Raw genomic sequence first — 26,687 nt, 5'->3', positions numbered from 1 at the left:
TGAACGAAACCAACACATACAAGTAATACCAAATCCAGTATAGATATACCCGTTATACCCGACCCTGTAGAGACCTTCGATGGAAGGTCTTTACAGGTTTTTCATGGTTTGCTCATGGGCGGGTGTGTCTAACCCGGATTTGGTATAATTAGGCTGGTCTAAAGGTTAATATTTATGAGAGGAGTTACGCAAATTATTAGGCAACACGCTATCTGTAGCGGGCGAATGCCATTCGCCCCTACATGATATGGTAGTTATGCGTAAGTCCTGATTTATTGGAAATACAGTTAAAAATGAGCGATCGCCTTCGACTACAAATACCAACAAGGTTAATATTGACGAGTTATCAAAATAATATAGGTCTAAAACCCCGCCTTAAATAAAAGGCGAAATGTTTTTGGAGAGTTACTTAAATCCCCGTTACAAAAATAACTTCTGACTTCTGACTTCTGACTTCGTTAATGTTGGGTTGCGCTGTCGCTTAACCCAACCTACGAGACTACGAGACTATAATTTTCTGTAAATATCTTCAGAATTAGCATTCAAATAAGGACGCTGCAAATCAATCCCTAATAAAGAAAATTGCTCCAAAATCGCCTTAATTTTTCCCTCGGTGGAATTATCCCCCTGTTGCCAAGCTGTCAATAATCCATTTGCTATAATCTGACACCTATTCATACCAAAACTTTCCTGAGTAGCAAATTTATTGTCTGGTTCTTCAGCTAATCCTAAACCCGGTGCCAACTCCATTGTAAATAAAGGTATTTCTGATTGAAAATAGGATTTATTCTCCCCATAAACATCCGACAAAACTTGCCTCACCAACTCATAATTACTCTTCTCAAAATAAAGCACACCAGAATCGTAGCGTTCATAATCAGCAGGATTATACAATACTTTAAAACTAAAAGGAACAGCAACCTGATTTAATTTCTCTGTCAAGCTACCCATAACTGCTACTGCACCTTCAGGAGTAACATTAAAATAAACTCGCACCGTTCCAGATTGACTTTCCGACTCTACCTTACTCTGAGTACCCAAATTGCCAACCGCCATATAGAAACCATTTTGCACCAAATTCTTAGGCATCAGAATCGCTACCGAATCCCCCACAACAGCAGCTTTGTGAGATTCTTGAAGATGCTTTTCTCGCTCAATATGCAGTCGCAAACCATTCTTAGTAACAGCTAAAGTACCATCGGTTTCCTCTCTCAAAACCGACCAACCAGAATCAAAATACCCCTCTCCCCTATTACTTTCTTCTAACTGAAGATAAAATTCCATCTCTACCCCAAGAAAAGTATTATTCTCCAAATCTAATGGGCGACTATTTTCCTCACTATCCAATGCTAAGGAAGTTTGCATCGAACCATTGTAATAGATACCATAGAGAAAACTACGCAATTGTAGACTCAGATATTTATCCCGCATTTGTTTTGGTAAAGCTTGAAAACGAGCAACTACCTCCGCAGGCAAATCTAAAGGTTTGTACTCAGGATGACGAATACAAAAATCAGAGGAAATTTCTACTTTCTCAACAATGTCTGATAAAACTTCTGTTAATCGTCCAGTTACTTCAGTGGGGAAGTGATGGGATGGAAACTCAAGTAATTGCATAATTTTTAAACCTCGTAAAATTTTTTAAGGAAGAAGGAAGAAGGAAAGAAGGAAAGAAGGAAGGAAGGAAGAAGTATGATTGGTAGTGGATTGATACTTATGCAATGGTGCGTTACGACGGATTGCTGAATCCTTTTCATACTCTAAATTTAAGCTGTATCACACACTCTACTGACTCTGATACTTATGCAATGGTGCGTTACGACGGATTGCTGAATTCCTTTTATAGTCTAGATTTAACCAGTCTAACTGAGCGTACTGAATTCGGAATTCTGACTCCTGAATACTTCTTCAATAGCAACACCAAAAATTGTAGACATTGATGAGTCTGGGCGACATAATAATGCTTTGGCAACCTGAAGCATGGCAATACCCGTATTATTAAAAGTCTTTTGATATTGAACCATTGACAAAATTCCTGTCATCAAACCCCAACCCGCAAACTGTACTACTCGCCTCAAAAAATCTGGACGATATTCCACAATTTCTGGGAAAGTGTCAAAATAAGCTAGAGCTAAAGCAGCAATAGAAGGTTGAAGGAATTCCAGGGGTGTGGTGGCAAATTTGAGAGATTCTTCAATGGTGAGAGAGTTACTAATAACCAAACTACCCAACCACATTTGCAGATAGCTGCCGATCGCCGTTCCTAAATCAAAAGCAGGGTCTCCCCAACTAGACCTTTCCCAATCAATCAACCGCACAATATTCCCACTAGAATTTTCCCACTCTTGAGCAACGAGAATATTATTTAGTTTCAGGTCATTGTGAGTCAGACAAGTGGGAGATAAAGTCTCGCGAAGTTGAGCGATCGCTTGCCCTAAACTGTCATATCGTTGATAAAGAGCAAAGAATTTCAACCCATCTACAGGAGCGATACCAAAAATTTCTGGTCCTATCCTTTCGAGACTCTGCACTAAAAGTGGTGATACTTCAGGTTTAGCACGAACAACTTCACTAGAAAAGAACTCTCGATAACTTTCCTTGTTCCAAGTATCCCGGTGAACGGTCGCCAAATAACTACCGATTTCAGCAGCAACTTTTGTCGGAAAATTGTTTTCCTTGGAATAGAAATCACTTAAATCCCGATAACTATCCAGGTAAGTAGAGACCATAATAGATTTCTCGGCGTCGTAATGTAACAACTCTGGTAGAAAGAGACGCCAATGGTCAAGTTCGGGAAATGTCCGTAAAAATTTTTGGATTCGCCATTCCCCAAACAATTCACCTGCAGTTTCTCCTTGAGAATTATATTGTTCTTGTTTAACAAGTAGTTTTCGACCATCTGGCAAAGTCACTAATAAATTAAAATTTTTAGCAGTAATTCGCTCAATATTACTCTGAGATGTCTGCGAGGGATATTGCTCCGCTTCCTGTAGCGAATCGCATAAACCATTTTCTACTAAATAGTCATAGACATTTTGAGAGTTTAAAACAAATTTCATTTAAACTAACCTCTCATTAAGTTATAAATTATCAGTCAGTATCTAACTACTTAATACTGTCAAAATTTGAGTAAACTGACAAGAATTTTACTCAAATAAAACAGATATAACTAACACAATTATGTCTTTAACTTCGAGTGAGGGCAAATGGCATTCTCCCCTAAATATGGCGTTTTAAAGGTTAATTTCGTCAGTCCTGACTATATTCCTATTTGGGTGCATCTCAATGCGTGAATAAAGCCAAAAAATTATCGCTTTTAGGGAACACCGGAGCTGGGAACAGGGAACAGGGAATATATATATAGTAAAAAAAGTATTTTTGCAAATATGAGATTCACCCTCCTATTTTTTATAAAATCGCTAGTATTTTGAGATAAAAAAAAGACATAACTGCTAAAATTATGTCTTTTTGAGCGATCGGCCATATTCTGACATAACTTCTACAATTATGTCTTTTTTTTAGCTATTGCTGATGTTGAAAATAATTGACAAGTTACTATCCAGAAAACAAACTATCTAATTCACAATAATCAGGTTAATTTGTATTAATAACTCCACCATTTATTAATACCACTCTATCATGTTGAGACCGTGATAAAAGTTCGCTAAAATTTCTACCTTTAAAGAGAATTAAAATACTAATATCTACCTAATTATAATACTGTAGTGGACTGTTTCACCTAAAATAGTGCATTAGATTTGCCATTGTAGCTAGAGCAGGACTTACGCAAAGACACTGTGTATAGAGTCCAGTAACTATTGGACAATAGTTATGAGTACTATATATAGCGTATCTGCGTAAGTCCTATAGAGGAAGTTATCTCTTAAAAATTTCCTATTGCAACATTTAAGATGAAACAGTCCAGTAGGTTGGGTTGACGTTCGCGTAAGCGTTGCGGAGCAAAGGAAACCCAACAAAGATAGGTATCTGTCTCAAGTTTGTAGTAGACTGACACGCCTAAAAATGTAGGTTGGGTTGAACGGCAGTGTTAGCGGAGCTTATCTGAAAGATAAACCCAACAAAACCTTACTAATGTTGGGTTTATCCTAACGGATAAGCTCCGCTAACGTCCCTCAACCCAACCTACACTTATTGCACCATTTTAGCTGTGTCAGTCCAGTAGTAGACTGAGACTTATTCAATGGTGCATTAGATTCAATTCAAAAGTCAAAAGTCATGCATTCAAAAGTAAGAATTTCAAGTTAAAAGCTAATGCACAGTTTTAGCTGTGGAGCGTCTACTACTAGGACTATTTGTGTTGGGTTTCCTACGTCAACCCAACCTACATCTGTCAAAATTCAATTGTTTAGCAGTGGGAGCATCTTGCTCCCGTAAATTTTCCTCCTATTGCTCCCGTAAATTTTCCTCCTATTGCTCCCGTAAATTTTCCTTCTATTGCTCCCGTAAATTTTCCTCCTATTCAAATAAACTATCTAATTCACAATAATCGGGTAAAGTTGTATCAATAATTTGACCATTTCTCAAAACAACTCTGTCATGTTGAGGTCGTGATAAAAGTTCGCTAAAATTCCTACCTTTAAACAGAATTAAATCCGCAGGTAATCCAATTCCAATTCTGCCAATATTAGGTAAACCAATTAAATCCGCAGGAGTCTTAGTAACAGCACAAGGCCAATCCCCATAAGGCATATCTAAATGAGCAATTCTCACTGACATATTAAACACTTCCAAAACATCATGGTCGCCAAATCCAAAAAAAGGGTCGCGACAATTATCACTCGCCACAGCAACAGAAATTCCCTGTTTTTTCAACTCATGTAATAAAGTAACTCCCCGCCATCTCGGAGTATGATTATTTTGCCTATTCTGGAGATAAAGATTACACATTGGCAGACTAACAATACTAATACCAGCTTCCTTAACTAATTTGAGAGTTACTGTTACTTGTTCCGGAGTTTGTACCGCAAAACTACAACAATGTCCGCAGATAATTCTTCCAGTAAATTGATGACTAATTGCCTTCTCAGCAACTTGATATAAAACCCTAGAATTAGGGTCTCCATTTTCATCAGTATGTAAGTCTAAATCTAATTCACGTTCTTTCGCCAGACTAAATAATCTATCCAATTGATTATCCAAGTATGAATTCATCAATGGAAATGCTCCTAATATCCCACCAATATCGGTAATTTGATCGGCTAATTTTTCTCCAGCTTCAGTAAGATAATAATCCGCACTAACCAAAGAAACAGGTTGTAATATTAATCTACCTTCCCACTCTTTTTGTAACGCTTGAAATACATCCAAACTAATATTTGCCTGTTCTGCAAAACATTCAAGATGAGCAAGATGAGTCCGAATAGCCTTTGTACCATGAGCATAACTGCATTTGAGACCAAATTCCATCCGGCGATAAATATCTTCAGCATTCCAATATTCTTTCGCATCCCTAGCTCCCGCATCCAAAGCACCATTAAAACTACCATCTAAGTTAGGCGATCGCATCCAGATATGACCTTTATCTAGATGGGTGTGCATATCCACAAAACACGGCCAAACCTGGCCACCTTTGAGGTCTATAGTAGGAATATTCTCAGTTTCCGGAGAGGGCAAATGTGTTAAGGAGTAGACGACTTGTGTAATAAGTCCTTCATTAATTTCGATATCCACCAGTGATAAACCCTCCCTAGTTTGACTAGGTATGTCAAAATCAGTTTCTAGAAGACATACAGGTATGTGAGCATTTTTTAGCCAATAGTGAGAACTATCATAAATTACAGAAAATTGTTGATTATTCATAATATCTAAATAATATAGCGCTAGGGATATAGGGAACAGGGAATAGCAAACTGTAAAAGGGTTTTAGGATTGAAAAATGTCCGCGCCCAATTCTTGTAGTGCTATATTTGATTTGTGCCAAATTAATTTAATCAGGACTTACGCAAAATAGGTAATTATACACCATTTGTAGGGGTTAACAGCCGTTAACCCCTACCAAGAGAGGTGGTTATGGGTAATATCATGTCCGGATAAGAGCGTGATAAAAAAACTTTCTCCTTTTTCCTTTTTCTTCTTTCTTCCCTCCTGACTCCTGACTCCTGACTCCTGACTCCTCCGTAGTTATTTATTTATAACTGTTTAACCGGACATGATATAAGTCCTGTTAATACTGCACTTTGAGCTGGAAGTTGTAAATATGAGCACTCATTGCTATATAGCGAGGGCAAATACCATTCGCCCCTACAGATGATGGTTTAAAAGTCAATTTGCGTAAGTCCTGTACTTAAAACTTTTGACTTTTGACTTTTGACTTTTGACTTTTGAAAACTTTTGACTTTTAACTTGAGCGATAACTGCTGTCTCCATGGCAAAATTAATGTTGAGAACAAGATCAGCAAAAGGATTAATCTACAATGATGAGTGAATCTAGATTACAAACTGCATTAGAAAATGGCCAAGCTCTAAAAATTATTAGTGGTTTGACTAATTTTGATACAAACAGAGTAGCAGCAACTGTCAAAGCTGCCACCCTCGGTGGTGCAACCTACGTTGATATTGCTGCCGATCCTAATTTAGTGAGAATGGCGCGCAGTTTAACTAACTTGCCCATCTGTGTTTCTGCCATCGAACCCACTAGATTTTTACCAGCAGTAGAAGCAGGAGCTAATTTGATTGAAATTGGTAACTACGATCCTTTCTACGCCAAAGGTATACGCTTTGAAGCGGAGGAAGTATTGCAGTTAACTCAACAAACTCGCGACCTGTTACCTAATATTACTCTTTCTGTAACTGTTCCCCATACTTTAGAACTAGACCGACAAGTACAACTAGCTACTGAGTTAGTAAAAGCTGGTGCTGATATTATTCAAACTGAGGGTGGTACCAGTGCTAAACCTGTTCATCCTGGAACATTAGGGTTAATTGAAAAAGCGGCTCCTACTCTAGCAGCAGCTTATGAAATTTCTCGTGCTGTATCTGTACCTGTATTGTGTGCTTCCGGTATTTCTAATGTAACTGCTCCACTAGCTGTTGCTGCAGGTGCGGCAGGAGTTGGTGTGGGTTCTGCTATTAACCGCCTCAATGATGAAGTGGCGATGATAGCTGCGGTTCGTAGTTTGGTGGAAGCTTTGGCAAGTGTTCGTTATGTCAAAGTAGATGCAATGTCTGTTTAATTAGTTTTACCTAGTAGCTTGTCTAGCTTGAAAATGTGGGTAAATTTTAGAAAATATAGACCTCTCCCTCCTTTCCAAGGGGGGTTGGGGGGGATCGTAGCGTTGGGTTTTACTCACAATTTTAGTTTAGACGAGCTACTAGAGAGTTTTCAGGTCAATGAACCACATTAAAAAATGATAACCCTGTAGGGATGTTGCATGCAACGTCCCTACTCAAATGAAAGCGCTATATGTCTGTAGAGTTTCGACTTAGTTAACAATTTGCGCAATTTATCGACATAATACGATAGTTCTCACAGGCAAGTAGTAACGAGGGTGACGCTTTGTATCTTCTGCACTAATCCCTGCTTCAGCATTTCTGGCAGTCTATACTATATAGACGTAGACCTATCCTGAAATCCCGCTTCCTACGCTAAAACGGCGTAGTAAGGGTTTGAGGACTTTTTTAGTTATGTTAATTGACAAAGACTTAAATGTAAGTATAGAGTGTAGAGATGCGGTTGGCTTGACCGTTAATGCCTGTGGATGAGTAACCGCCGACGGCCTCAGCAGAAGCAGGAAGTAAACATCAATTTGTTACGTTATGTGACGCTTTTCTAGGGCATTATTGTAGATGAGATTTTCTAGGAATTTGCGGTCTGTTTGAGAAATGGGGATTTTTGTTTTGATGGAATCAGCATGAGTAGATTTGGCATCTTTTAAATTTTCGTAGTGGGTTGTGAGGAGGTTAATGTCTTGGGGTTGCCATTTGAAGCGATCGACTACGGTGGCGATTTGTCTTTCTAATTCTGGGCGTAAGTCTTCCAATTTTATACCCTCGACTTCTAGATCTGTACTTGCTTCCCAAGCATCGGCAAAAATCTCTAAAACTTTTTTTCCTTGCTCACGGGTAATAGGGATATCCTTATTAGTGGGATAGGTTCTTAGAATTCAGGAGGCAAAGTTTCACACCAACTCGCCTCCTGACTACTTGCTTTTAACCTCTGAGAACAAAATCTTCTAGTTCTAATAATGGACTATTGAGCAAAGTGGCAAATTGAGCACCACTACCAAAACCTGTCTCACTACCATTGGAGTTATAGAACAAATTACCATTATCACTGTTATAAACAATTACTGCATTAGAAGTTTCTGCAAATTCGTCATCATTAACTACAGCAAATTCATCAGTAATGCTGAACCCTGTTCCTGGTTCGCTATTGATAGCAGTGAAGGTTGTGATATCTAGAATAATAATATCTCCTGGTGTTTGGGAAAAGTCAGTAATTTGGTCTATACCAACATCCTCTAGGTAAAATGGTTCATTGGTGTTAAAGATAAAGCGGTCTATACTACCTCCCCCTGTTAGTACATCGTTTCCTGGTCCACCATTGAGGCGATCGCGACCAATACCTCCTAACAAAGTATCGTCACCTATTCCTCCTAACAATATATCGTTACCAGGGCGACCTATTAATAGGTCATCGCCAGATGTACCAAGGAGTTTGTCGTAACCACGACCTCCATTGAGAGTATCGTCACCACCATGACCAATTAATATATCTTGGCCACCACGACCAATTAATATATCGTTACCCTCTTCACCATTGAGGATATCTTCACCACTTTCTCCAATAATGGTCTGGTTTTCCGGCTGTGGCTGTGGCTGTGGTTCCGGTTCCGGCTGTGGTTCCGGCTGTGGCTGTGGCTGTGGTTCCGGCTGTGGTTCCGGTTCCGGCTGTGGCTGTGGCTGTGGCTCTGGTTCTGGCTGTGGCTGTGGCTGTGGCTGTGGCTGTGGCTCTGGTTCTGGCTGTGGCTCTGGTTCTGGCTGTGGCTCTGGTTCTGGCTGTGGCTCTGGTTCTGGCTCTTGTGGTTCCGGCTCTGGTTCTGGCTCTTGTGGCTCTGGTTCTGGCTGTGGCTGTGGCTGTGGCTCTGGTTCTGGCTGTGGCTGTGGCTGTGGCTCTGGTTCTGGCTGTGGCTGTGGCTCTGGTTCTGGCTCTGGTTCTGGTTCTGGCTCGTCTGGTTGAGGTTCGGGTTCGTCCGGTTGCGGTTCGGGTTCAGAAGTGGATTCTTGAATCGTCAAGCGATAGGAGCCTCGACCTGACTCATCGGAGGCATGAGCAATTACGGCGTAGCGGCCATCAGTTGGTAAGCTCGTGACAATTTCAGAATTAGAGTTATCTGAACTTGCATCATCGTTTATTTCCAAAAAGTCTTCATCGTTCAGAATCGCCAAAACCGTATCAAACTCATCGCTATCGAGGTTGAGAGTAACCTCCTGACCTTCACTACCATCAAAGGTTAATACATCAGCTACACTATCACCTTCGAGTACTAAGTCTCCTTCTTCCAGTACACCGTTTACATACAAGATGAATTCAGGATATAGCTCTGGTACAGGTTCAGAAGTGCATTCTTGAATCGTCAAGCGGTAGGCGCCTTGACCTGATTCATCGGAGGCATGAGCAATTACGATATAGGGGCCAGTTGGTAAGCTAGTGACAATTTCAGAATTAGGGTTATCTGAACTTATATTATCGTTTATTTCCAAAACTTGATTGTCAGGTGTCAGAATCGCCAAAGAGGTATCAAACTCATCGCTATCAAGGTTGAAAGTGACCTGCTGACCTTCACTAACATAAAAGGGGAATAGATCAAATAAACGATTATCTTCGAGTACTGAGTCTTCTTCTTCCAGTACACCACTTATAGAGATGAATTCAGGCAGTACATCATAAGTAATGTGAGGTAGTACATAGATCAATTCAGGAGGTAGCTCTAGTTCAGGTTCGGGTCCAGCATCAAACGTCATCACTGTGCTGACTACCTCTGGAACATAATAAGAGCCTGGGGATTCTTGCTGAAATGTGACATAAGCTTTTTGATTCATGAAATCAACAGCTATATCCCCTAGCGGGAGAGTTGGAGAAATTCCTAGAACCTCTTCTGAAGAGCGCTGCCCAAATGTCGGAGGAAAAACGATAACAGATGTACTATTTGGAGTGACCTTGGAGTCCAAGACATAAAAATTACCTGCATCGTCAGCAGTCATGCCAAAGCTATCAATACCTAATCCATCCAGTAAGATACCAGGATTATTACTACTGTCATCATCTAAAATGTCCGTTGGTTCAAAATCTGCCGGAAAAGCCACTAAATCTGGGTAGGCAAAATAACCAGAATCGCCTACAAAAGTGGGTAAAGCTGTCAATACAGTTCCTTCCGTGTTAACTGCTATACCTGGCCCAGTTCTATTAAATGGAATAGGCAGTTCGTCCGATGGAGGGAAAGGGCAAAATGGCATCGCATACTCACCAACCATTAACAGTTGAGCTTCGATTACATTGGCCAAATCAGAGCTAACTTCAACTCTCATCACAAAATCATAATTATTACCCCGAAAACCAATAAGAGAACTCGTCGGAGGCCCACCATCACCATATACAAGTTGTTCAACGAATTCATATTCACCCGTAATGAATAAATCAAGGAAATCACCGTTCTGTCTAACTGCTATATCGTTGTAGTTTGAGTATGGAAGCCATATCCCTGGGTCAAAATTCGCATCATCTATTACATCATTCAAAGTAATGTGATAAAAGGGACTCGTTTCTATGTCCTCCAAAGAACGAAGATGCAGATTATCTAAAAAATCTACAGACAGAGGATCTGGATCGATGAGCATTAACATCCCATCTTCCCTCAAGCCAATGAAACTGTCTGAATTAGGTAACTCTGCAAACTTAGCACTCAAAGGATCCCCTTCGCCTATCGAGACCGTATCAAGAAGCGAACCATTTTCATCAAACTTTTTAACAGAATTAACGAAACCGCTGAAAGGCTGATAATCAAAATCATAAACAAATATATTATTCTGATCGTCAACGAAAACCCCTCTTGATGTGCTGAGATCATCAATGATAGTGGTAGCCATGATGGACTCCTCCAAAAAATCATTAAATACATCTATTACAAAACAGAGTTTTAAAATGCTGTAATCAAGTTATCAAAAGGGGATCAGATGACTTGAAATATTTAACTCATCCTAATGGCAAAATAGGGATCGAAGTTTCCTCCTCCAGCATCAACCTGGTTATCTGGGTCAATAGATCCTGTCATCTTTCCACCCCTTTAAGCTTGATTAAATTTGCTCCGTTTCACTGGATTTATCTCAGGTCTTGAGGAATTTCTTGAATGCCAAATTCTTACTTAAGTGCAATTACAGGAGTAGTTCTAGATAAAACTTAACTTCAATTAATCTTTCTAAAAATTCCTGTCTTTTTCAAAAAGACTCTCACCCCTGCTCCTTTCTCTTAGCCCAAGCTAATTCGTGAATTGGAGCCTTACAGTTACTTGTTCTCTGGATACAAGTATTTCTGCTTATAAATATATATGATCTGACATCAATTCTAACTATAGGATTAACAATTATTAACAAATTTAGCAGTCAATGTTTAGATAAATAAACTTTGGGTAGTCCTATATATGTAGTGAAATATTAAAATTTTCCCCACATATTTCCTCCCTTCTGGGGCAGTAGGGAGGATATCATTTTGCCATGCTATAATCCCAATCATACCTATTAGTTGTAAGGTTAAGCTCAATGGTTTTAACAGCCCAAGAATTAGAGGCAATAATGCCAGATGCTACTCAACTAGAAAGCGACGAACCCGAAATGGAAAGCTCTCAACACTATACCCAACTAATGTTGCTAGTTATTTGTCTGGAATGGTTGTGGCGCAATAGAAACGATTACTTTATTGGTGCAAGATTGAGTATTTATTACAGTCGCCAGCAGCTAAAAGCTCGCGACTTTCACGGTCCGGACTTTTTCTTAGTCAAGCAAACCCAGAAATAACCTCGAAATTCCTGGGTAGTATGGGAGGAAAACGGTAAATATCCTAACTTAATTATTGAGTTACTATCAGACTCTACCGCTAGAGTCGATCGCAACTTAAAAAAGCAGTTATATCAAGACAACTTCCGCACCCCAGAGTATTTTTGGTTCGACCCCGAAACTATGGAATTTATGGGATTTCGCTTACAACAAAATCGCTATGAAGAAATTCAACCGAACCAGGAAGGTTGGCGTTGGAGCCAAGAATTAGAATTATATTTAGGAGTAGATGGAGGTGAACTGCGTTACTTCACTGCCAATGGTGAACGAGTGCCAACTCCCCAGGAGTCGGCGATACAAGCTCAATTACAAGCTCAAGAAGCTCAATTACAAGCATATGCTGATGGTCAACAAGTTGGAGAACAAACAGGCCAACAGAAGGCCAAACAAGAAGCAGTCCCTCGATTGCTTAAATTAGGATTGAGTTTAGAGGCAATTGCTGAATCTTTAGACTTCCCTTTATTGGTTGTTCAACAAATAGCTAATTCGGCTAATAACAATTAGATAATTGGAGAGACTCAGACTAACTTGGCTAGAGAATATTTTTGATAAATAATTCAATTTTATCTGTAGTTAAGTTAACTTAAAAAAATTAGACAAACGTAAAAACAGACAGCATATTCTATTTAATAGAGACGATAATAGTCTATAAATTACCACAAAAAAGTCGGGAGCAAGATGCTCCCACTGTTCTCGTAAGAAACATTGCCAGACAATGCACGATCAATAAAAATTCACCACCACCAAGCCTTCTTCCTCCTTCTTCCCTCTTCCTTCTTTTCTAGATAACTAATAGATAACTAAAGCCTCCTTCCTTCTTCCTTCTTCCCTCTTCCTTCCTTTTTCTAATTACCCACATCACGAAGAATATTTAAAGGTTTATGCTCCTTAATAATTTTCATCTGTTCCTGATTTTTTACCAACAAAGCACCCGCAAAACCCAAACTATTAACAGAAATAGACTTAAAATTCTCATGCGATCGCGACACAACTAACATCCATTCTCGCGTCACCAAAAGATTATAATTACCAGACTGTTTCCCACTCATCTCATCACTATCTTCTATCCCTACAGCTTTGAGTAAAGCAAAATAAGATGCCAAAATATCACCAGCAGAGTCAACAGGAGAATTTATCCAACCAGAATCTAATTTAGCCAAAGCGTGTCGAAAAGGAAACTCAGACGTAACACCTATGCCATTATCAAATGTAGCAGTAGCGATCGCTCTTTCTATAGGTATTCTCTCTCCATCCAAAACCATTGGCAGGGGTATCATTTGTAAATGTTTATGACGTTGACTGGCACCTGCCACTTTCCCAGCGTTATAAAATGCCAAACCATCAAATTCTCCCATACAGTAACCCAAAGTCTGAAAATCTTGCAAATTCAGCAAATTTTCTTGTTCCTCAAACTCTCTAGTCACAATAAGTAGGTGATTATCTACAACGTTATACTTATTCAACAAACACAGATGAGTTTTAGAGATATCAGCAACAAATAGATCCTGCTCATAAGGTAGAAAAGGGTTAAAATCTTTGCCAGTCTCAGCTTTCTTTTTTTTATGCTGTTTTGTAGCTTCATCTTTGCGGGATAAATTAGACAAAATGCGTACTAGGAAGCGAATATTATCCTGTTGCACAAACTCGTATTCAGTAGGTATAGGTTGAAGTGCGCCACATTCTAGAGCATATTCAGTTTGTTGTTTTAGTCTTTCCCAGAGAGTGCCCGGTGTAAATAACAATTGATTTTGGGACATAGTTAAATTTTGGATATGATAGTCAGTAGTCATCGATTATAGCAATTCCCAAGAAGGGTGAGGTTGGCGTTTGACAATTAGTGTGAGCATCTTGCTCGCGTTATCAATCATCATAATTACCCCATGTCCTAACTATAGTGGCAACTATACTGATATTGATATGAAGAGGCGATCAATATTTCAAAATTTGAGACCCAAAAAAATTGGTAGTAGGGGAGTGGGGGAATGGTTAGGGACATTGCATGCAACGGCCGTTCGCCCCTACCTCCCCTACTTCCCCGCTTCAGAAAACATAGAAAAGTTTTTGAGATTTGGTATAAAACCTTCTTCTTTCTTCCTTCTTCCTTCTGCTGTAAGTCAAAAAAAAAGTCCCCTCTGGAAACAGGGAACCCCTATAAATAGCAACTACTCTTAGAGCTTGATTTCAATATTTACAACACTAAAACTTTCGTTTTTGTTGATAAATTCACTAACTCGATCGCTTAAACTTCACCTAATTTTCATGCTTAAAAGCAATAGAGTTTTTGAGTATTTTAGTTTCCAGACAGACTATCACATTAATCCCCAAGTACTTCTCTACAAAATAAGTTAGTTGAATCAAAACTTTTACCTTCTCTATTTGCTTTAGCTTCTTTACTTTCTAGAACGCTTGCAACTGAACCTTTAGCAAGAGAACGAGTTGTTGCACTGGCACTGTCATTAACCCAATCATTTGCGCCAACTTTATATCTGAAATTGCATCTATATTGATCGTTAGCCGATCCTGCTTGTAAGAAAATGCCGAGAGAAGCTAGTGCAGATAGGATTAAGTACCTTTTCATTATAAAAACTCTCCTGTAATTGGTTTACTTTATGGATAGTGAATTACTATCTATATTCTTTTTATATCTCTAAATTCAGATCATTTATTGTTAACTAATATACTTTTTACTATCTTTTTTCTGATTTTATGAGCGGTTGCTTGTTTTTTTAAGTATAAATTCTCAATCCAGAAACCGGCATTATTAATATTAGTTTTTACTGTCTCAATATTAATAAAAATTAATAAAAAAAATCATTTTTTATGATATAATTAATCTTAGTTTATTTGAGGGATTATGTAAGTAAAATTTTACAGCTATCTACTCAAATTGTCAAGATGATAATATGATTATTCCCAAAAATAATTATATCTGCAAATCTGCCAAATTAGCGAACATTTAAGTTGCTATTTTTCTCGAAAGTAAATAAATATTAATTGTGAGTGATTGGAGAAATAAATGAATAAAAACTATTATAATCATACTTGATATTAGCTTTATTCAGTAATTTTAAAAACTAGGAAAAGCAAAAATTAAAAGTGTTGCCAGCAAAAATTTGCAAAATTAAGTCTATCAGGTATAATTAAATATGTGGCTTTTCAATCTTTGCCGAACACAAGAACCTTCAAAGCGATCAGTAAAAGCTTTTTAGGTAAAGGTTATGTCTCAAATGCGATCGCCATAACCAGAGGAGTAGCTACAACAAATTGCAAGTACATGAAGTACAAACATTTAAGACCTCTCCCTTAGAAGCTGTTTTTCAACAATTAATTATTAATTATTAACAATTCTGGAGAGTACAAAGTTCTGCTAAAAAACAGTTTGCTCTCAAGATTGAAAGTGTTACTGGGAAAGGTTTACAGCACCTACTGTTGTGAACGGAGAATTTTTAACCTTGAGTCCGTGAAACCCTTGACTAGTAATAGTTATTCCCAGAACTTTGCACTGTCTAGTAACAATTACCTCTCCTTGAAAAGAAGCCGAAAAGCGCTGTAAGGAGGTGTACCTCACCCTTGATCAAATCTACTGTAAAATCTGAAGATACTTGATATCAATTTCACTTCTCTAATATCTATAACAGAGAACAGTAGGAAAAACATTTTCCTGTCTAAAGATCGTTATCAGCGTAAGTCCTAACCTATCTGTCTATTGCTACAGCACTACCCATTAAGATTAGGACAGCTAAGAAACTTCAAAATATTATAGTTAAAAGTTTTGACTCTAGCTGATAGCTGATAGCTGAATGCTTATAGCTATATAGAGTTTGTCTGAACTTTCTTCTGGCCATCAGCAGATGTTGAAAAGTCAGATAAAATTATTTACTATGAAACTGTATATTTGACTGTCCAGTTGTTCGGGAAGTCATTGAAGAAGGCAGAAGGAAGAAGGAAAAATGCTTATGGATAGTCTTCGACACGCCACTCAGTGTCTTATAACCCCAAACAATTTTAAGCACCCCCGTTGATTGTGGAGTATTAAACCCGCAAAAGAAAAGATAATATGAAAAGAAACTGTACTAAACAAGGAGGCATAAATGCGTAGTAAACGCTCTAAACCCTGGATTCATCGTAATTCACGTTTTATTATTGCTGGTATTTCAACAGTAGGAGCAATAATTACAGCATATCTCGCAATAGAAAAATTCATGGGAGGAGTCGTGACTTGTCCTGTAGCTGGTTGCGATCAGGTACTTGAAAGTCCTTATGCTATGATTTTTGGCTTACCTCTGGCTCTATTTGGCTTTCTAGCTTATGCTGGCATGGGAACAATGGCGATCGGTCCTTGGATAATTAACCCAGATTCTCAGAAGGAGTTACGCTCAAAACTAGAACACTGGAGTTGGTTATTAATGTTTGTTGGTGGCGTATCCATGACTATCTTCAGTAGCTATTTGATGTACATCATGGCATTTGAGATTAAATCTCTGTGTATTTATTGCATCGGTTCAGCTATTTGTTCTGTAGCTTTATTTGTTTTAGCATTAATCGGTCGTGACTGGGAAGATATTGGGCAATTAATCTTTACCGCTATTATTGTTGGAATGGTTACTCTGGTAGGAACATTTGCGGTTTATGCTCCAATTCATAGTCCTATTGCTGATCAACAAGATATTTATGCAGTTACAACTACTTCGACACCGGCAAAAATTGCTTTAGCAGAACATCTGACAGAAGTGGGAGCAAAAATGTATGGTGCTTATTGGTGTGGTCACTGTCAAGACCAAAAGAAGTTGTTTGGTCAAGAAGCTGTTAGTAAACTTAATTATATTGAGTGCGATCCTAAAGGCAAAAACCCTCAACAAAGCTCATGTATCGCAGCCAATATTACTGCATATCCGACTTGGAAAATTAATGGTAAATCTTACGAAGGTACAGTTTCTTTAGAGGATTTAGCAAAATTTTCCGGTTATAAAGGTCTAGCTAATTTTAACAATCTTTAATACAGCAGGGAATAGGGAATAGGGAACAGGGAACAGGGAATATACAAATATTCCAGATCGTCAGTTGTACCTCATTAGTACGGAATCTGTTGTATAAGCGTAGGGACGCTACATGGAACGTCCCTACAGAAGATTTTGATTAATCATCATCAGAATCAGAAGGCAGAATTTTCTTTAGTAGTTTTGTTATGACGCTTCAACAATAACTTTCCTGCTGCTCCGAATACCAATAAACCAAAGATTGTACCTGGTTCAGGTACAGAATTAATTTCATAAATAGTAGTTGTACCACTAACTTCATTAGCTAATACTAACAAAGCTTTACCATTGGGACTATCTTCTGCACTAATAAATGTTAACCCCTCCGGTCCTAGATCCCCAGCAGTACCATCTTCAGGATCTCCAGAGAAGTTACGATTATTTGTGTAGCTAATAAACTTAGGCTCGAATGGATTACTAACATCGTAGGTCATAAAGCCACCAATCCTTTCTAAACCAATAAAGGCTAAAGTACTATTACCTACCATACCAATAGCTACACCTTCCGGTTCTGGGCCTTTATTATCACTCCGATTATCAAAGGAGTCATTATCATCATTATTGGAGTTGAAGAATTCAGGAAATAATTTAGCAGTTATTTGTTCAAAATCATCCCCACTGTCAAAAACTAAAGCTCCATCTTCATCCCAAATAGAAAAGGAACGAGCACCAAAGGCATATAGTTCCTCAAATTCATCATCATCATCTGTATTACCCAGAGTATTTGTAATTTCTAAACGTCCTATAGTTTCATCTTGCTGGAGTATGTCAGCATCTGGGAAAGCATTTGGGTCTAGTACCTCATCTGCTACTTCTGTTTCTTCATTCAACCCATCATAATCACGACTATCACCCTCATTAGCTGTCACTAAGTAAGTTTTTCCCCCTACTGTATAGCTAGCAATTTCATCTGGTTGGTACATCCCAAATACAGGATAATTTTCAATATTAATTTCACCGTCTTCATCGCTACCATCTATTCCATTACCAGGTAGGCTATGATCTTTAAAACCAAGAGCAACTATATCTGTAAATGTAGCTGTTTCTATATCAAGTATACCTATAGCATTATTTTCCTGTAATGTTACCCAAGCTGTTGTTCCATCTTCGGAAATAGCGATCGCCTCCGGTTCCAAATCTTGAGCTACTGTTGAACCAGGGCCAAATATTCGCACACCTTCTGCTCGTAGTTCATCTACTTGATCGTTAAAAGCCTGAAAACCTGCAACATTATGCGTGAGATTTTCTATGCCATGAGACAGATCGATGATACTAACAGAGCCTTCTGGATCTATATCTCCTTCTTCATAACCTTCTGGTTCAGCTTCATTGGCCACGAGTAGTTTAGTGCCATCTGGTGTAAAGGTCAGCAGATCGGGTAAAGCACCCACTGTTATTTGATTTAATTTATTGCCTTTATTATCAAAGAATAAAACTTCTCCTGGATTTGTGATTGTCTCATTCTCAACAGCAACCGCAAATATACTGTTACTATAAGCAACACTATTGACACCACCAAAATTGCCAAATAGACTTAAATTTATAGTAAAATCCAGGATTGGAGTATTGGGGTTACTGATATTCAAAACATCTATTCCCACTATGTTATCGTTAACAACAAAAAGTCTTTCACTATTTGGATCAAAGGCTGTTATTCTTGCTGCACTATCATCAAATACGTCTGTAGCATAAGTACCTACTGGTGTGAAACTCAAACCAATAGCTTTACTTGGTGCTGCCATCATAGCGAGCGCCATACTTGATTGTACAGTTACTTCAATGATTTTTTCTAATACATTAGTATTAGTATATTTACTTTTATCCTGATAGTTTTTCATTGATTATGTATCTCCTAACTAAACTAAATTATTCCGCTATATTCTAGATAATTTTTTTTTCCATCGTGCTATAGCTTTCACAGCTAGTATTTTTAGAGCAAAGAAAATATGTAAAAATTTTATCCATTTTCCTATTTTATTACTGATCGTTCTCTCAATATTAGTAAAGCTTAACGAGCTAAGATGTATTTATTTTGGTAATACAAAATAAAACTGTTAAAGGCAATACTTAATAGGGAGAGGCTTTTAAGCTATCAGCTCTACTTATTAATAGTAAGAAAATATTCATATACTCAAATTTAAGTGCTAAATCAGCTTACTACCTGATAAAAACACTTAAACTATACTTATAGAAGATAAATTATTCTATAATTTATATGAACATTTTCACTCAGTTATCCATGTTTTCATACCAATTTTATGTAAAATTACATAGAATTAGGTTTTATGCAAATTTTATGTAATATTGCACATAATTATGAGATTTACCAAATTGTTTATCTTAATCTAAAGTCAACTCTGATGAATTTGGTATGAGTACAAAAAACAACTCTGATTGATGTTTTATAAATAATTGCATTATTAGCTATAAAAATGCAATAGTTATGAGCAAACTTCATCAAATCTTCATATATTGTTGATTAATTCAAAGTAACCATCTTGAGTGGCTATTTACAAACAATGGTTGTATTAAGTCGATATAATGAGTGGCTATATATATCTGGCCTACAGCCCTCCAAAAATCTTGCTAGGATAGTATAAATATCTGTGGTGTTTTCAAAAAAGTGAGATTGAAGAAGGAGATTGAAGAAGGAGATTGAAGAAGGAGACAGGAGACAGGAGACAGGAGACAGGAGGAAAATTACATGGGGATTCGCTCCCCCAAGTAATGCGTGAACACCCCCGTTGACGGTGGCGTATTAAACCCACAAAGAAAATGATAAAAATCCCTAACATTGATGGCCAAATAGTCAACAAAATCAGTCAAGTATTCTAAGTTTAGTAACTAGACTATTATTGGCAATTTATAGAAATAATACCATGTCTAATGTAGACCTCACTGGCCCAACCGGGATAGACCTGTGGAAAAATTACCTGATTAAAACTTTTGTTCGTGAATTTATTTGAGTTATATCCTTAAAGTTACAACTATCAACAATGGAGAAGTGGAGAAAATGTTACGCAAGCTTTTTGTGAAACTATCACTTTTTGGCATGGTCATGGCCTTGATCGGCTCTAGCTTAAAATCATCAGCATTAAACCCAAAGCTGTTAGCTAGCACTCCAGACCCAAGCACAATAGTTATTGCTGATATTTCTAATAATCCTTCAAAAAAGATTAAACGCTATCAACCCTTAGCAGACTACTTAGCAGAAAGACTAGGCCAATTTGGAGTCAAAGTAGGGGATGTCGAAATAGCTTCTGATTTACAAGAAATGGCCAATTATCTCAACTCAGGAGAAGTAGATATTTATTTTGATAGTCCCTACCCAGCAATGATTGTGAGCGATCGGTCTAATGCTAAACCAATTCTACGTCGTTGGAAAGGTGGTGTACCAGATTATTATACTGTCATTTTTACCATGAAGGATAGTGGGATTCAATCCTTAGAGGATCTAAAAAGTAAGATAGTTGGTTTTGATGAAGTTAGCTCTACCTCAGGATATATGTTACCTACTTCCTTGCTGATAGAAAATGGTTTAAATCCTCAACAGAAGAAATCAGCTAGTTCGACAGTATCTGCTGATGAAGTAGGATTTGTTTTTACTGATGATGATGAAAATACTATCCAATGGGTAATTAGTGGAAAAGTTGCTGCTGGTGCAGTTGACATCGGTACTTTTATGGAAATTCCGGAAGCAAACCGACAAGCCATGATAGTTTTAGCAAAAAGTGAGAAAGTAGCTCGCCATGTAGTTTTAGTTAGACCTAACATGAAACCGGAAATGCTTGAGGCCATCAAAGCTATTTTGATTAAAATGGATCAAACGGCAGAGGGACGAGAAGTCTTAGAGAAATTTGAAAAGACAGCCAAATTCGATGATTTTCCTCCAGAGTCAAGTATAGAAAGAATGCGAGAATTGTATGAACTTGTTCAAAACAGGTGAATTAGATGGGCTTATTCAGGGTTGGACAAGGGTCGCTAGCCACCAAGTTAACGCTAGCCATGACAGGTTTGGTTGTCATGGTAGTGGCCGGTGTCACTTGGTTATCCGTCCACCGTCAGCAACAAAATTTTCGTACTGAATTAGAAAAACAGGCGGAAATCTTACTCAATACTATATCCATAACAGTTAGAGATTCTCTGTACAAGCTAGATGCTGATTTTATGGAAGAAATCATGGAGCAGCTTGGAGAAGATGAAGTGCTGGCGGCTGGCCGTATTTATGAGAAAGATGGAAGAATAGTTGCTGATGCTTATGGTAAAGATGTTTTGGTTTACAATATTAAACCCGATGAATTTGGCCAGCGTCTACTGGAGAGCGATGAAACAATTTTTGAGTGGAAGTCTACTCAATTGCTTGCTGGTAAGGCAGTAGTCGTTGGGCGGAAAAGACTCGGAGCTGTGAGTGTAGGTTTGTCTATAACTCCTTTAAATCAAAAAATTGCTGCTGTGCGTAATCAAGGTCTTATAGTAGCAGCTATGGCTGCTACTGCAGGAACTTTTCTGGCATTGTTAATTAGTCGTTCTATTACTGAACCTCTAGAGGAAATGACTGTAGTTACTAAACGTCTCGCTTCTGGAGACCTAACTCAGAAGATGGAGATTTGTACTGGAGATGAATTAGCTGTATTGGCAAATTCTTTTAATAGCATGACTTATCAACTTAGAGAACTAATTCATAGCAAGGAGGAGCTAATTCGCAATTTAAAACAAAGAGCAGAAGATTTACGGCAAAGTGAGGCTAAAAATAGAGCACTGCTTGATGCTATCCCAGATGTAATTTTGCGATTCAGCAATAATGGGGTTTTTCTCTACTATAAACCTTCTAGAAAAAATGATTTACCTTGGTCTAGGGATAAATTAATAGGTAAAAAAGTTTTTGAAGTTTTGCCAGAAAATGCTGCAAAACAATATTTACAATATCTTGAGGAAGCGCTTCAAACAGGAGATATTAAAATATTTGAATATGAGTGGTTTGTCCATGGGCGACGTCATCATTTTGAAGCAAGAATATTGGCAAGTGGTCAAAATGAAGTTTTGGCTATTGTTCGAGATATTACAGAAAGTAAGTTAGCTAATATAGAGTTGCAACAAGCAAAAGAAGCTGCAGAAGGTGCTAACAAAGCCAAAAGTATGTTTCTTGCTAGTATGAGTCATGAGTTAAGAACACCTCTTAACGCTATTATTGGGTATAGCGATCTGCTGCGGGAAGAAGCTGAAGATTTAGGCCATGAAGAATTTATTCCAGACCTGGATCAAATTAAAACCTCTGGTTTACATCTGCTAACAATTATTCAAGATATCCTAGATATTTCTAAGGTAGAATCAGGGGAGATGACTATATATGAAGAAGAATTTGATATCTTGACTTTAATAAAAGAAGTCCAATCCATTGTGCAACCACTGATCAAGAAAAATGGTAATTCTTTTGAGATGCATTGTAGTAGCGAAATAGGGACTATGTTTGCTGACCGAACAAAAATTAAGCAAATCGTGATTAATCTATTGAGTAATGCTAGCAAGTTTACTCACGAAGGTATCATCACTTTAAAAGTAGTTCGCAAACACAATATAGAGCATAATGGAAATGGTAGTAGCACATTGGAAATAGATCAGACATTAAATCAGATAATTTTCAGTGTAACTGATACTGGTATAGGTATGACTCCAGGGCAGATTGAAAAAGTTTTTCAGCCTTTTGTACAAGCTGATAACTCTACGACTCGTAAGTACGGTGGAACTGGTTTGGGGTTGTCTATCTGTCAAAAATTTTGTGAAATTATGGGTGGAAAAATTACGGTAACAAGTTCTGTTGGTGTTGGATCTACTTTTAGTATAAATTTACCAACTGTTGTCACATTAAAAACTGACCATATTTTAAGTTCAGAGCGGTCGTAATATTATGTCCGGTAGCATCGGTGTAATTGGATGGGGAGATGGGACCCACCCCTCGCCCCTCCCAGGAGGGGAATGTGGGGGGATGGGGGGGAAATATTTGGTAATGGTTGAAGATGGAACATTTTTTTATACCGAATTAAATGGATTTGATATTATTCATCTATCTTTTCATTTTCCTGATCAGAATTCTGATGTTCAATCCCCCATTCGTGCATTTCATCAATCATAGGTTTAAGACTTTTTCCGAGAGGAGTTAAAGAATATTCGACTTTTGGAGGAACCTGCAAATAAACTTCCCGATGAACAATACCATCTGCCTCCATTTCCCGCAATTGTTGGGTAAGCATCTTGTGAGTCACACCTTGTAAAGAACGATGAAGTTGATTGAAACGTTTGACCCCATCAAATAATTCTTTGAGAATCAAAAGTTTCCAACGTCCACCAATGACTTTGATCGCCATCTCTGCTGGGCAATTTTTCTTCTTATTTGTACTTTTAATTTTCATCTCAAATTGTTGCTTTCTTCAGTTTTTATATTAAAGTTACCAGTTTTTATAACAGCTACTCGACCGATATAAAAACCAATATTTTTGCTTTTGGTGACAACTACTTTAAAAATATCCCCACTCATAAAACCATAGGATTATTGGTGTCTAAGTTTAGGTTTGGTTCTAGGAAAACCATATTGATCAGTTCTACACATTTGTCTACTACCTCTACCCATAGTATCTTTTTGGGTACTATCTTACTTTAAAGTGCATACTATACATACTAACCTGACTTAAGCTAGATTATAAATGTCAAAACAAAATCTAAGTTATTAACTTCTATAGATTTTGTATCCAGAGATTAATTCTATAGAGAAAAACACCATGAGTGAACCAATTATTGCAGATAACAAACCTGTCGTTTTAGAACTTGAAGCAAGTACTTACTATTGGTGTAAATGTGGTGCATCGAAAAAGCAACCATATTATGATGGTTCCAATGCAGAAACTGAGTTTACTCCTATGGCATTTGAGTGAACAGAGAAAAATAGTGTAGCACTGTGTAATTGTAAGTATACTAATAATCCTCCTTATTGTGATGGGACTCACGCTAAATTATCAATAAAATATTCATTTGTTAGTGTTGCATAATCAAACAATTATTTTGACTGAAAATTAACTTCTGCAAAATCACAATTATGCAACATTAGTTGGGAGTAATCAAACATAAATTATCAAATAATTTCAGTTATTCAACCTAGTTATTAATTTTTTTTATTAGTCAAAATTAATATTAGTAATTAAAGTTTAATTTTCACAAAAAAATCAAATTTTTCGGAGGTAGTAAGAATGATTTCTATACGAAAAGCTGAAGCAAGAGGGCACGCAAATTATGGTTGGCTAGATACTCATCATACATTTTCTTTTGCTAACTATTTTGACCGCGAATATATGGGGTTTCGCTCTCTGAGAGTAATTAATGAAGATAGAGTTTCTCCTAGTAATGGTTTCGGAACTCATGGACATCGAGATATGGAAATTATTACTTATGTTTTAGAAGGAGCATTAGAGCATCAAGATAGTGCAGGAAATGGTGCTGTACTTTATCCTGGAGAAGTACAACACATGAGTACGGGTACAGGAATTATGCACAGTGAATATAACCATTCAAAATCTGAGGAGGTTCACTTTTTACAAATTTGGTTACTACCAAATTCTAGAGGTTTAAAACCAACATATAGTCAAGGTTATTTTGATATAGAAAAAAACTCTGGTAAATTAAATTTAATAGTTGCGAAAGATGGTAGAAATGGGGCACTAAAAATTAATCAGGATGTGGATTTATTTGCAGGTGTTTTGAAACAGGGCGATCGCTTTTCTTATTCTTTTGATGCTGAACGTTACGGATGGGTTCAAGTTGCTCGTGGGGAAATAGACCTTAATGATTTATCTTTAAAAGCAGGTGATGGTGCTGCTTTAAGCGAAATTAATGATGTTTATATTACAGCTAAGTCAGATGCAGAAATTCTTTTATTTGATTTAGCATAACTCAGGAGTCAGGAGTCAGGAGTCAGGAGTCAGAATTAATAAGTTGAATACCATTTTTGATGTCGTAAATTATCTTTTTTGTCAAAGAGATATTTCTTGGACGTGTTTTTTAATCACACTTATTATTCATAACATTCTTTTTTTTAAAGTGGTGTAATGTAATGTCCTGATAATTAGCGACAAAAAAACTTTTTTCTCCTGATATCAAGTCTCATTAATTAACCATAATAAAAATGTTTTCTCTGATAAATTTCTCCTTGTTCCCTGTTCCTTATTCCCTAAATTTTTTATTGTGAATATTCAAAGATATATAATATTATACCTTAAAACTTCTTCTTGTTCCCTCCTGACTCCTGACTCCTGACTCCTGACTTCTCCTGTTAACCAATTTCTCTCCTGTCCTAATAATTTGTCCTGCTAAAATAGCTGCTCCAAAACCATTATCAATATTCACAACACCTATTCCTGGCGCACAAGAATTTAACATTGTTAATAGTGGAGCTAAACCATCAAAATTAGCTCCATAACCTACACTTGTAGGTACTGCAATAACAGGACAATCTGCTAAACCTGCAACTACACTAGGCAAAGCACCTTCCATTCCTGCTACTACAATTAGTACATCTGCTTCTGCAATTAAATGTTTATTGCTTAATAAACGATGTATTCCTGCTACCCCTACATCCCAAAGTCGCTTTACAGAAAAACCACAAAGAGTAGCTGTAACTGCTGCTTCTTCTCCTACTCTTAAATCAGCAGTACCAGCACTGACAATTGTAATAATACCTTGATGTTTTGGAGTAGGAAAATCAGAAATAATTGCACATATTTTTGCATCTCGATAATAATAAAGACCAGCAATTTTGTCCTGCAACTCTTCATAAATTTCTGGTTCAATTCTTGTTGCCATTACTACAGGATTATTTTTCCTCATTACCTCCATAATTTTCACAATTTGTTCTGGTTTTTTTCCTGGTCCCCAGATGACTTCAGGAAAACCTGTTCTGATATTTCTATGGTGGTCAATTTTGGCAAAATTTTCGACATTTTCAAAGTCAAAATTCTTGAGCTTTTCTAAAGCTGACTCTGGAGTTACATCTCCTGTAGAAATTGCTGTTAATAACTGCTTTAAATCTTCTGATTTCATTAGAATAAATAAATAAATAAGGGAGTAGGGAGTAGGGAGTAGGGGAGAAAGATTGTTGTTGGGTTGATCCTACGGATAAGCTACGAAGATCGTCCCTCAATCAAACCTACATCTATTGCAACATTTAAGATAAAATAGTCTACTACTAGACTGACTTATTGCTTTGAGCATTGTACCTAATAATCTGCAAAGTGCTGTCAATTAATAATTGATATATTAGACATCTCCAAAAATCAAAAATTAAAGCAATTATTATCTATAAATTGTCAATTATTTATCCCTGTTCCCTCTTTTCTTGAGATAATTTGTTTAGCTTTCTATTTCACCGAAAAAGTGGGTTTGAAGTCTCGCCCTTGTAGAGCGACTTTTTATTTGCAAGTGAATTGGGTAGTTGTGCATCGTAATGGTCGTGCATTGTCATTATTTTTGTTAGAAAGCATGACAGTGGGAACATCTTGCTCCCGTGCCAAGTATTCATTGTTTTTGTATACCATTACT

17 protein-coding genes and 2 pseudogenes are annotated in these 26,687 nt (G+C 37.4%); 9 read left to right on the top strand and 10 right to left on the bottom strand.

The window, feature by feature from the left end:
* Positions 1-507: 507 nt before the first annotated feature.
* The 3 genes from F6K27_RS17545 to F6K27_RS17535 all read right to left on the bottom strand — a co-directional run bounded on the left by F6K27_RS17545 (position 508) and on the right by F6K27_RS17535 (position 5,820).
* Entirely contained in the window at positions 508-1,617 is a 1,110-nt protein-coding gene (locus F6K27_RS17545) for a T3SS effector HopA1 family protein (RefSeq protein ID WP_287275477.1), read from the bottom strand.
* Positions 1,618-1,862: 245 nt separating this feature from the next.
* A complete protein-coding gene (locus F6K27_RS17540; RefSeq protein ID WP_287275479.1) occupies positions 1,863-3,059 on the bottom strand; it encodes a phosphotransferase family protein in 1,197 nt (398 codons plus the stop codon).
* A gap of 1,417 nt (positions 3,060-4,476) precedes the next feature.
* Positions 4,477-5,820, bottom strand: coding sequence for a cytosine deaminase (locus F6K27_RS17535; RefSeq protein ID WP_287275481.1), 1,344 nt, complete (start codon positions 5,818-5,820; stop codon positions 4,477-4,479).
* A gap of 614 nt (positions 5,821-6,434) precedes the next feature.
* On the opposite strand from F6K27_RS17535, the gene F6K27_RS17530 reads away from it, so the two are divergent.
* Positions 6,435-7,193 carry a DUF561 domain-containing protein gene (locus F6K27_RS17530; RefSeq protein WP_124142956.1) on the top strand — a complete coding sequence of 253 codons (759 nt, stop codon included), beginning with the start codon at positions 6,435-6,437 and terminating at the stop codon, positions 7,191-7,193.
* Positions 7,194-7,769: 576 nt separating this feature from the next.
* On the opposite strand, the gene F6K27_RS17525 is transcribed toward F6K27_RS17530, so the two are convergent.
* Entirely contained in the window at positions 7,770-8,000 is a 231-nt protein-coding gene (locus F6K27_RS17525) for a hypothetical protein (RefSeq protein WP_287275483.1), read from the bottom strand.
* A gap of 169 nt (positions 8,001-8,169) precedes the next feature.
* Positions 8,170-11,106 (bottom strand): hypothetical protein, encoded by a 2,937-nt coding sequence (locus F6K27_RS17520; RefSeq protein ID WP_287275485.1) that lies wholly within the window; start codon positions 11,104-11,106, stop codon positions 8,170-8,172.
* 669 nt (positions 11,107-11,775) lie between these two features.
* On the opposite strand from F6K27_RS17520, the gene F6K27_RS17515 reads away from it, so the two are divergent.
* Together F6K27_RS17515 and F6K27_RS17510 are read left to right on the top strand one after the other, a co-directional pair.
* Positions 11,776-12,030 carry a Uma2 family endonuclease gene (locus F6K27_RS17515; protein ID WP_287275486.1) on the top strand — a complete coding sequence of 85 codons (255 nt, stop codon included), beginning with the start codon at positions 11,776-11,778 and terminating at the stop codon, positions 12,028-12,030.
* 30 nt (positions 12,031-12,060) lie between these two features.
* Positions 12,061-12,573 (top strand): annotated as a pseudogene (locus tag F6K27_RS17510) (Uma2 family endonuclease); the annotation flags it as partial.
* 341 nt (positions 12,574-12,914) lie between these two features.
* On the opposite strand, the gene F6K27_RS17505 reads toward F6K27_RS17510, so the two are convergent.
* Together F6K27_RS17505 and F6K27_RS17500 are read right to left on the bottom strand one after the other, a co-directional pair.
* On the bottom strand, positions 12,915-13,826 hold the full coding sequence (locus F6K27_RS17505) for a phosphorylase (protein WP_287275487.1): 912 nt from the start codon (positions 13,824-13,826) through the stop codon (positions 12,915-12,917).
* Between the two features lie 557 nt (positions 13,827-14,383).
* The gene (locus tag F6K27_RS17500; protein ID WP_124143397.1) at positions 14,384-14,647 is read right to left on the bottom strand and encodes a hypothetical protein; all 264 of its coding nucleotides are present in this window, start codon (positions 14,645-14,647) and stop codon (positions 14,384-14,386) included.
* 1,513 nt (positions 14,648-16,160) lie between these two features.
* Here F6K27_RS17500 and F6K27_RS17495 point away from each other — a divergent pair.
* Positions 16,161-17,066: a vitamin K epoxide reductase family protein gene (locus F6K27_RS17495; RefSeq protein ID WP_287275488.1), complete on the top strand. Its 906-nt coding sequence runs from the start codon at positions 16,161-16,163 to the stop codon at positions 17,064-17,066.
* A 155-nt stretch (positions 17,067-17,221) separates the two neighbouring features.
* Here the strand turns inward: F6K27_RS17495 and F6K27_RS17490 are convergent, their stop codons facing one another.
* Entirely contained in the window at positions 17,222-18,943 is a 1,722-nt protein-coding gene (locus F6K27_RS17490; RefSeq protein WP_287275489.1) for a choice-of-anchor I family protein, read from the bottom strand.
* Between the two features lie 1,175 nt (positions 18,944-20,118).
* On the opposite strand from F6K27_RS17490, the gene F6K27_RS17485 reads away from it, so the two are divergent.
* Complete coding sequence (locus F6K27_RS17485; protein WP_287275491.1) at positions 20,119-21,051, top strand: phosphate/phosphite/phosphonate ABC transporter substrate-binding protein; 933 nt, start codon at positions 20,119-20,121, stop codon at positions 21,049-21,051.
* A gap of 5 nt (positions 21,052-21,056) precedes the next feature.
* Positions 21,057-23,006: an ATP-binding protein gene (locus F6K27_RS17480; protein WP_287275492.1), complete on the top strand. Its 1,950-nt coding sequence runs from the start codon at positions 21,057-21,059 to the stop codon at positions 23,004-23,006.
* A 152-nt stretch (positions 23,007-23,158) separates the two neighbouring features.
* On the opposite strand, the gene F6K27_RS17475 is transcribed toward F6K27_RS17480, so the two are convergent.
* On the bottom strand, positions 23,159-23,512 hold the full coding sequence (locus F6K27_RS17475) for a helix-turn-helix domain-containing protein (protein WP_287243946.1): 354 nt from the start codon (positions 23,510-23,512) through the stop codon (positions 23,159-23,161).
* A gap of 366 nt (positions 23,513-23,878) precedes the next feature.
* Here F6K27_RS17475 and F6K27_RS17470 point away from each other — a divergent pair, with 366 nt between their 5' ends.
* From F6K27_RS17470 to F6K27_RS17465, 3 genes and pseudogenes are all read left to right on the top strand, one after another.
* Positions 23,879-24,031 carry a CDGSH iron-sulfur domain-containing protein gene (locus F6K27_RS17470; protein WP_287275494.1) on the top strand — a complete coding sequence of 51 codons (153 nt, stop codon included), beginning with the start codon at positions 23,879-23,881 and terminating at the stop codon, positions 24,029-24,031.
* 15 nt (positions 24,032-24,046) lie between these two features.
* Positions 24,047-24,145 (top strand): annotated as a pseudogene (locus F6K27_RS33725) (CDGSH iron-sulfur domain-containing protein); the annotation flags it as partial.
* A gap of 198 nt (positions 24,146-24,343) precedes the next feature.
* Positions 24,344-25,042, top strand: coding sequence for a pirin family protein (locus tag F6K27_RS17465; RefSeq protein ID WP_287275496.1), 699 nt, complete (start codon positions 24,344-24,346; stop codon positions 25,040-25,042).
* A 316-nt stretch (positions 25,043-25,358) separates the two neighbouring features.
* Here the strand turns inward: F6K27_RS17465 and larB are convergent, their stop codons facing one another.
* Positions 25,359-26,189: a nickel pincer cofactor biosynthesis protein LarB gene (gene larB / locus F6K27_RS17460; protein WP_287275498.1), complete on the bottom strand. Its 831-nt coding sequence runs from the start codon at positions 26,187-26,189 to the stop codon at positions 25,359-25,361.
* Between the last annotated feature and the right edge of the window lie 498 nt (positions 26,190-26,687).

It is taken from the genome of Okeania sp. SIO2F5 (assembly GCF_010692685.1).
Classification (GTDB): Bacteria; Cyanobacteriota; Cyanobacteriia; order Cyanobacteriales; family Microcoleaceae; genus Okeania; species Okeania hirsuta.
Note: the sequence above shows the minus strand (reverse complement) of the source record. Positions and strands in the feature narration are given on the sequence as shown.

Coding starts and splice junctions, on each gene's coding strand:
- F6K27_RS17540 (WP_287275479.1), bottom strand. CDS start 3,059: ATGAAATTTGTTTTAAACTCTCAAAATGTCTATGACTATTTAGTAGAA.
- F6K27_RS17515 (WP_287275486.1), top strand. CDS start 11,776: ATGGTTTTAACAGCCCAAGAATTAGAGGCAATAATGCCAGATGCTACT.
- F6K27_RS17500 (WP_124143397.1), bottom strand. CDS start 14,647: ATGAAAAGGTACTTAATCCTATCTGCACTAGCTTCTCTCGGCATTTTC.
- F6K27_RS17495 (WP_287275488.1), top strand. CDS start 16,161: ATGCGTAGTAAACGCTCTAAACCCTGGATTCATCGTAATTCACGTTTT.
- F6K27_RS17530 (WP_124142956.1), top strand. CDS start 6,435: ATGATGAGTGAATCTAGATTACAAACTGCATTAGAAAATGGCCAAGCT.
- F6K27_RS17470 (WP_287275494.1), top strand. CDS start 23,879: ATGAGTGAACCAATTATTGCAGATAACAAACCTGTCGTTTTAGAACTT.
- F6K27_RS17490 (WP_287275489.1), bottom strand. CDS start 18,943: ATGAAAAACTATCAGGATAAAAGTAAATATACTAATACTAATGTATTA.
- F6K27_RS17535 (WP_287275481.1), bottom strand. CDS start 5,820: ATGAATAATCAACAATTTTCTGTAATTTATGATAGTTCTCACTATTGG.
- F6K27_RS17505 (WP_287275487.1), bottom strand. CDS start 13,826: ATGTCCCAAAATCAATTGTTATTTACACCGGGCACTCTCTGGGAAAGA.
- F6K27_RS17485 (WP_287275491.1), top strand. CDS start 20,119: ATGTTACGCAAGCTTTTTGTGAAACTATCACTTTTTGGCATGGTCATG.
- F6K27_RS17545 (WP_287275477.1), bottom strand. CDS start 1,617: ATGCAATTACTTGAGTTTCCATCCCATCACTTCCCCACTGAAGTAACT.
- larB (WP_287275498.1), bottom strand. CDS start 26,189: ATGAAATCAGAAGATTTAAAGCAGTTATTAACAGCAATTTCTACAGGA.
- F6K27_RS17520 (WP_287275485.1), bottom strand. CDS start 11,106: ATGGCTACCACTATCATTGATGATCTCAGCACATCAAGAGGGGTTTTC.
- F6K27_RS17480 (WP_287275492.1), top strand. CDS start 21,057: ATGGGCTTATTCAGGGTTGGACAAGGGTCGCTAGCCACCAAGTTAACG.
- F6K27_RS17475 (WP_287243946.1), bottom strand. CDS start 23,512: ATGAAAATTAAAAGTACAAATAAGAAGAAAAATTGCCCAGCAGAGATG.
- F6K27_RS17465 (WP_287275496.1), top strand. CDS start 24,344: ATGATTTCTATACGAAAAGCTGAAGCAAGAGGGCACGCAAATTATGGT.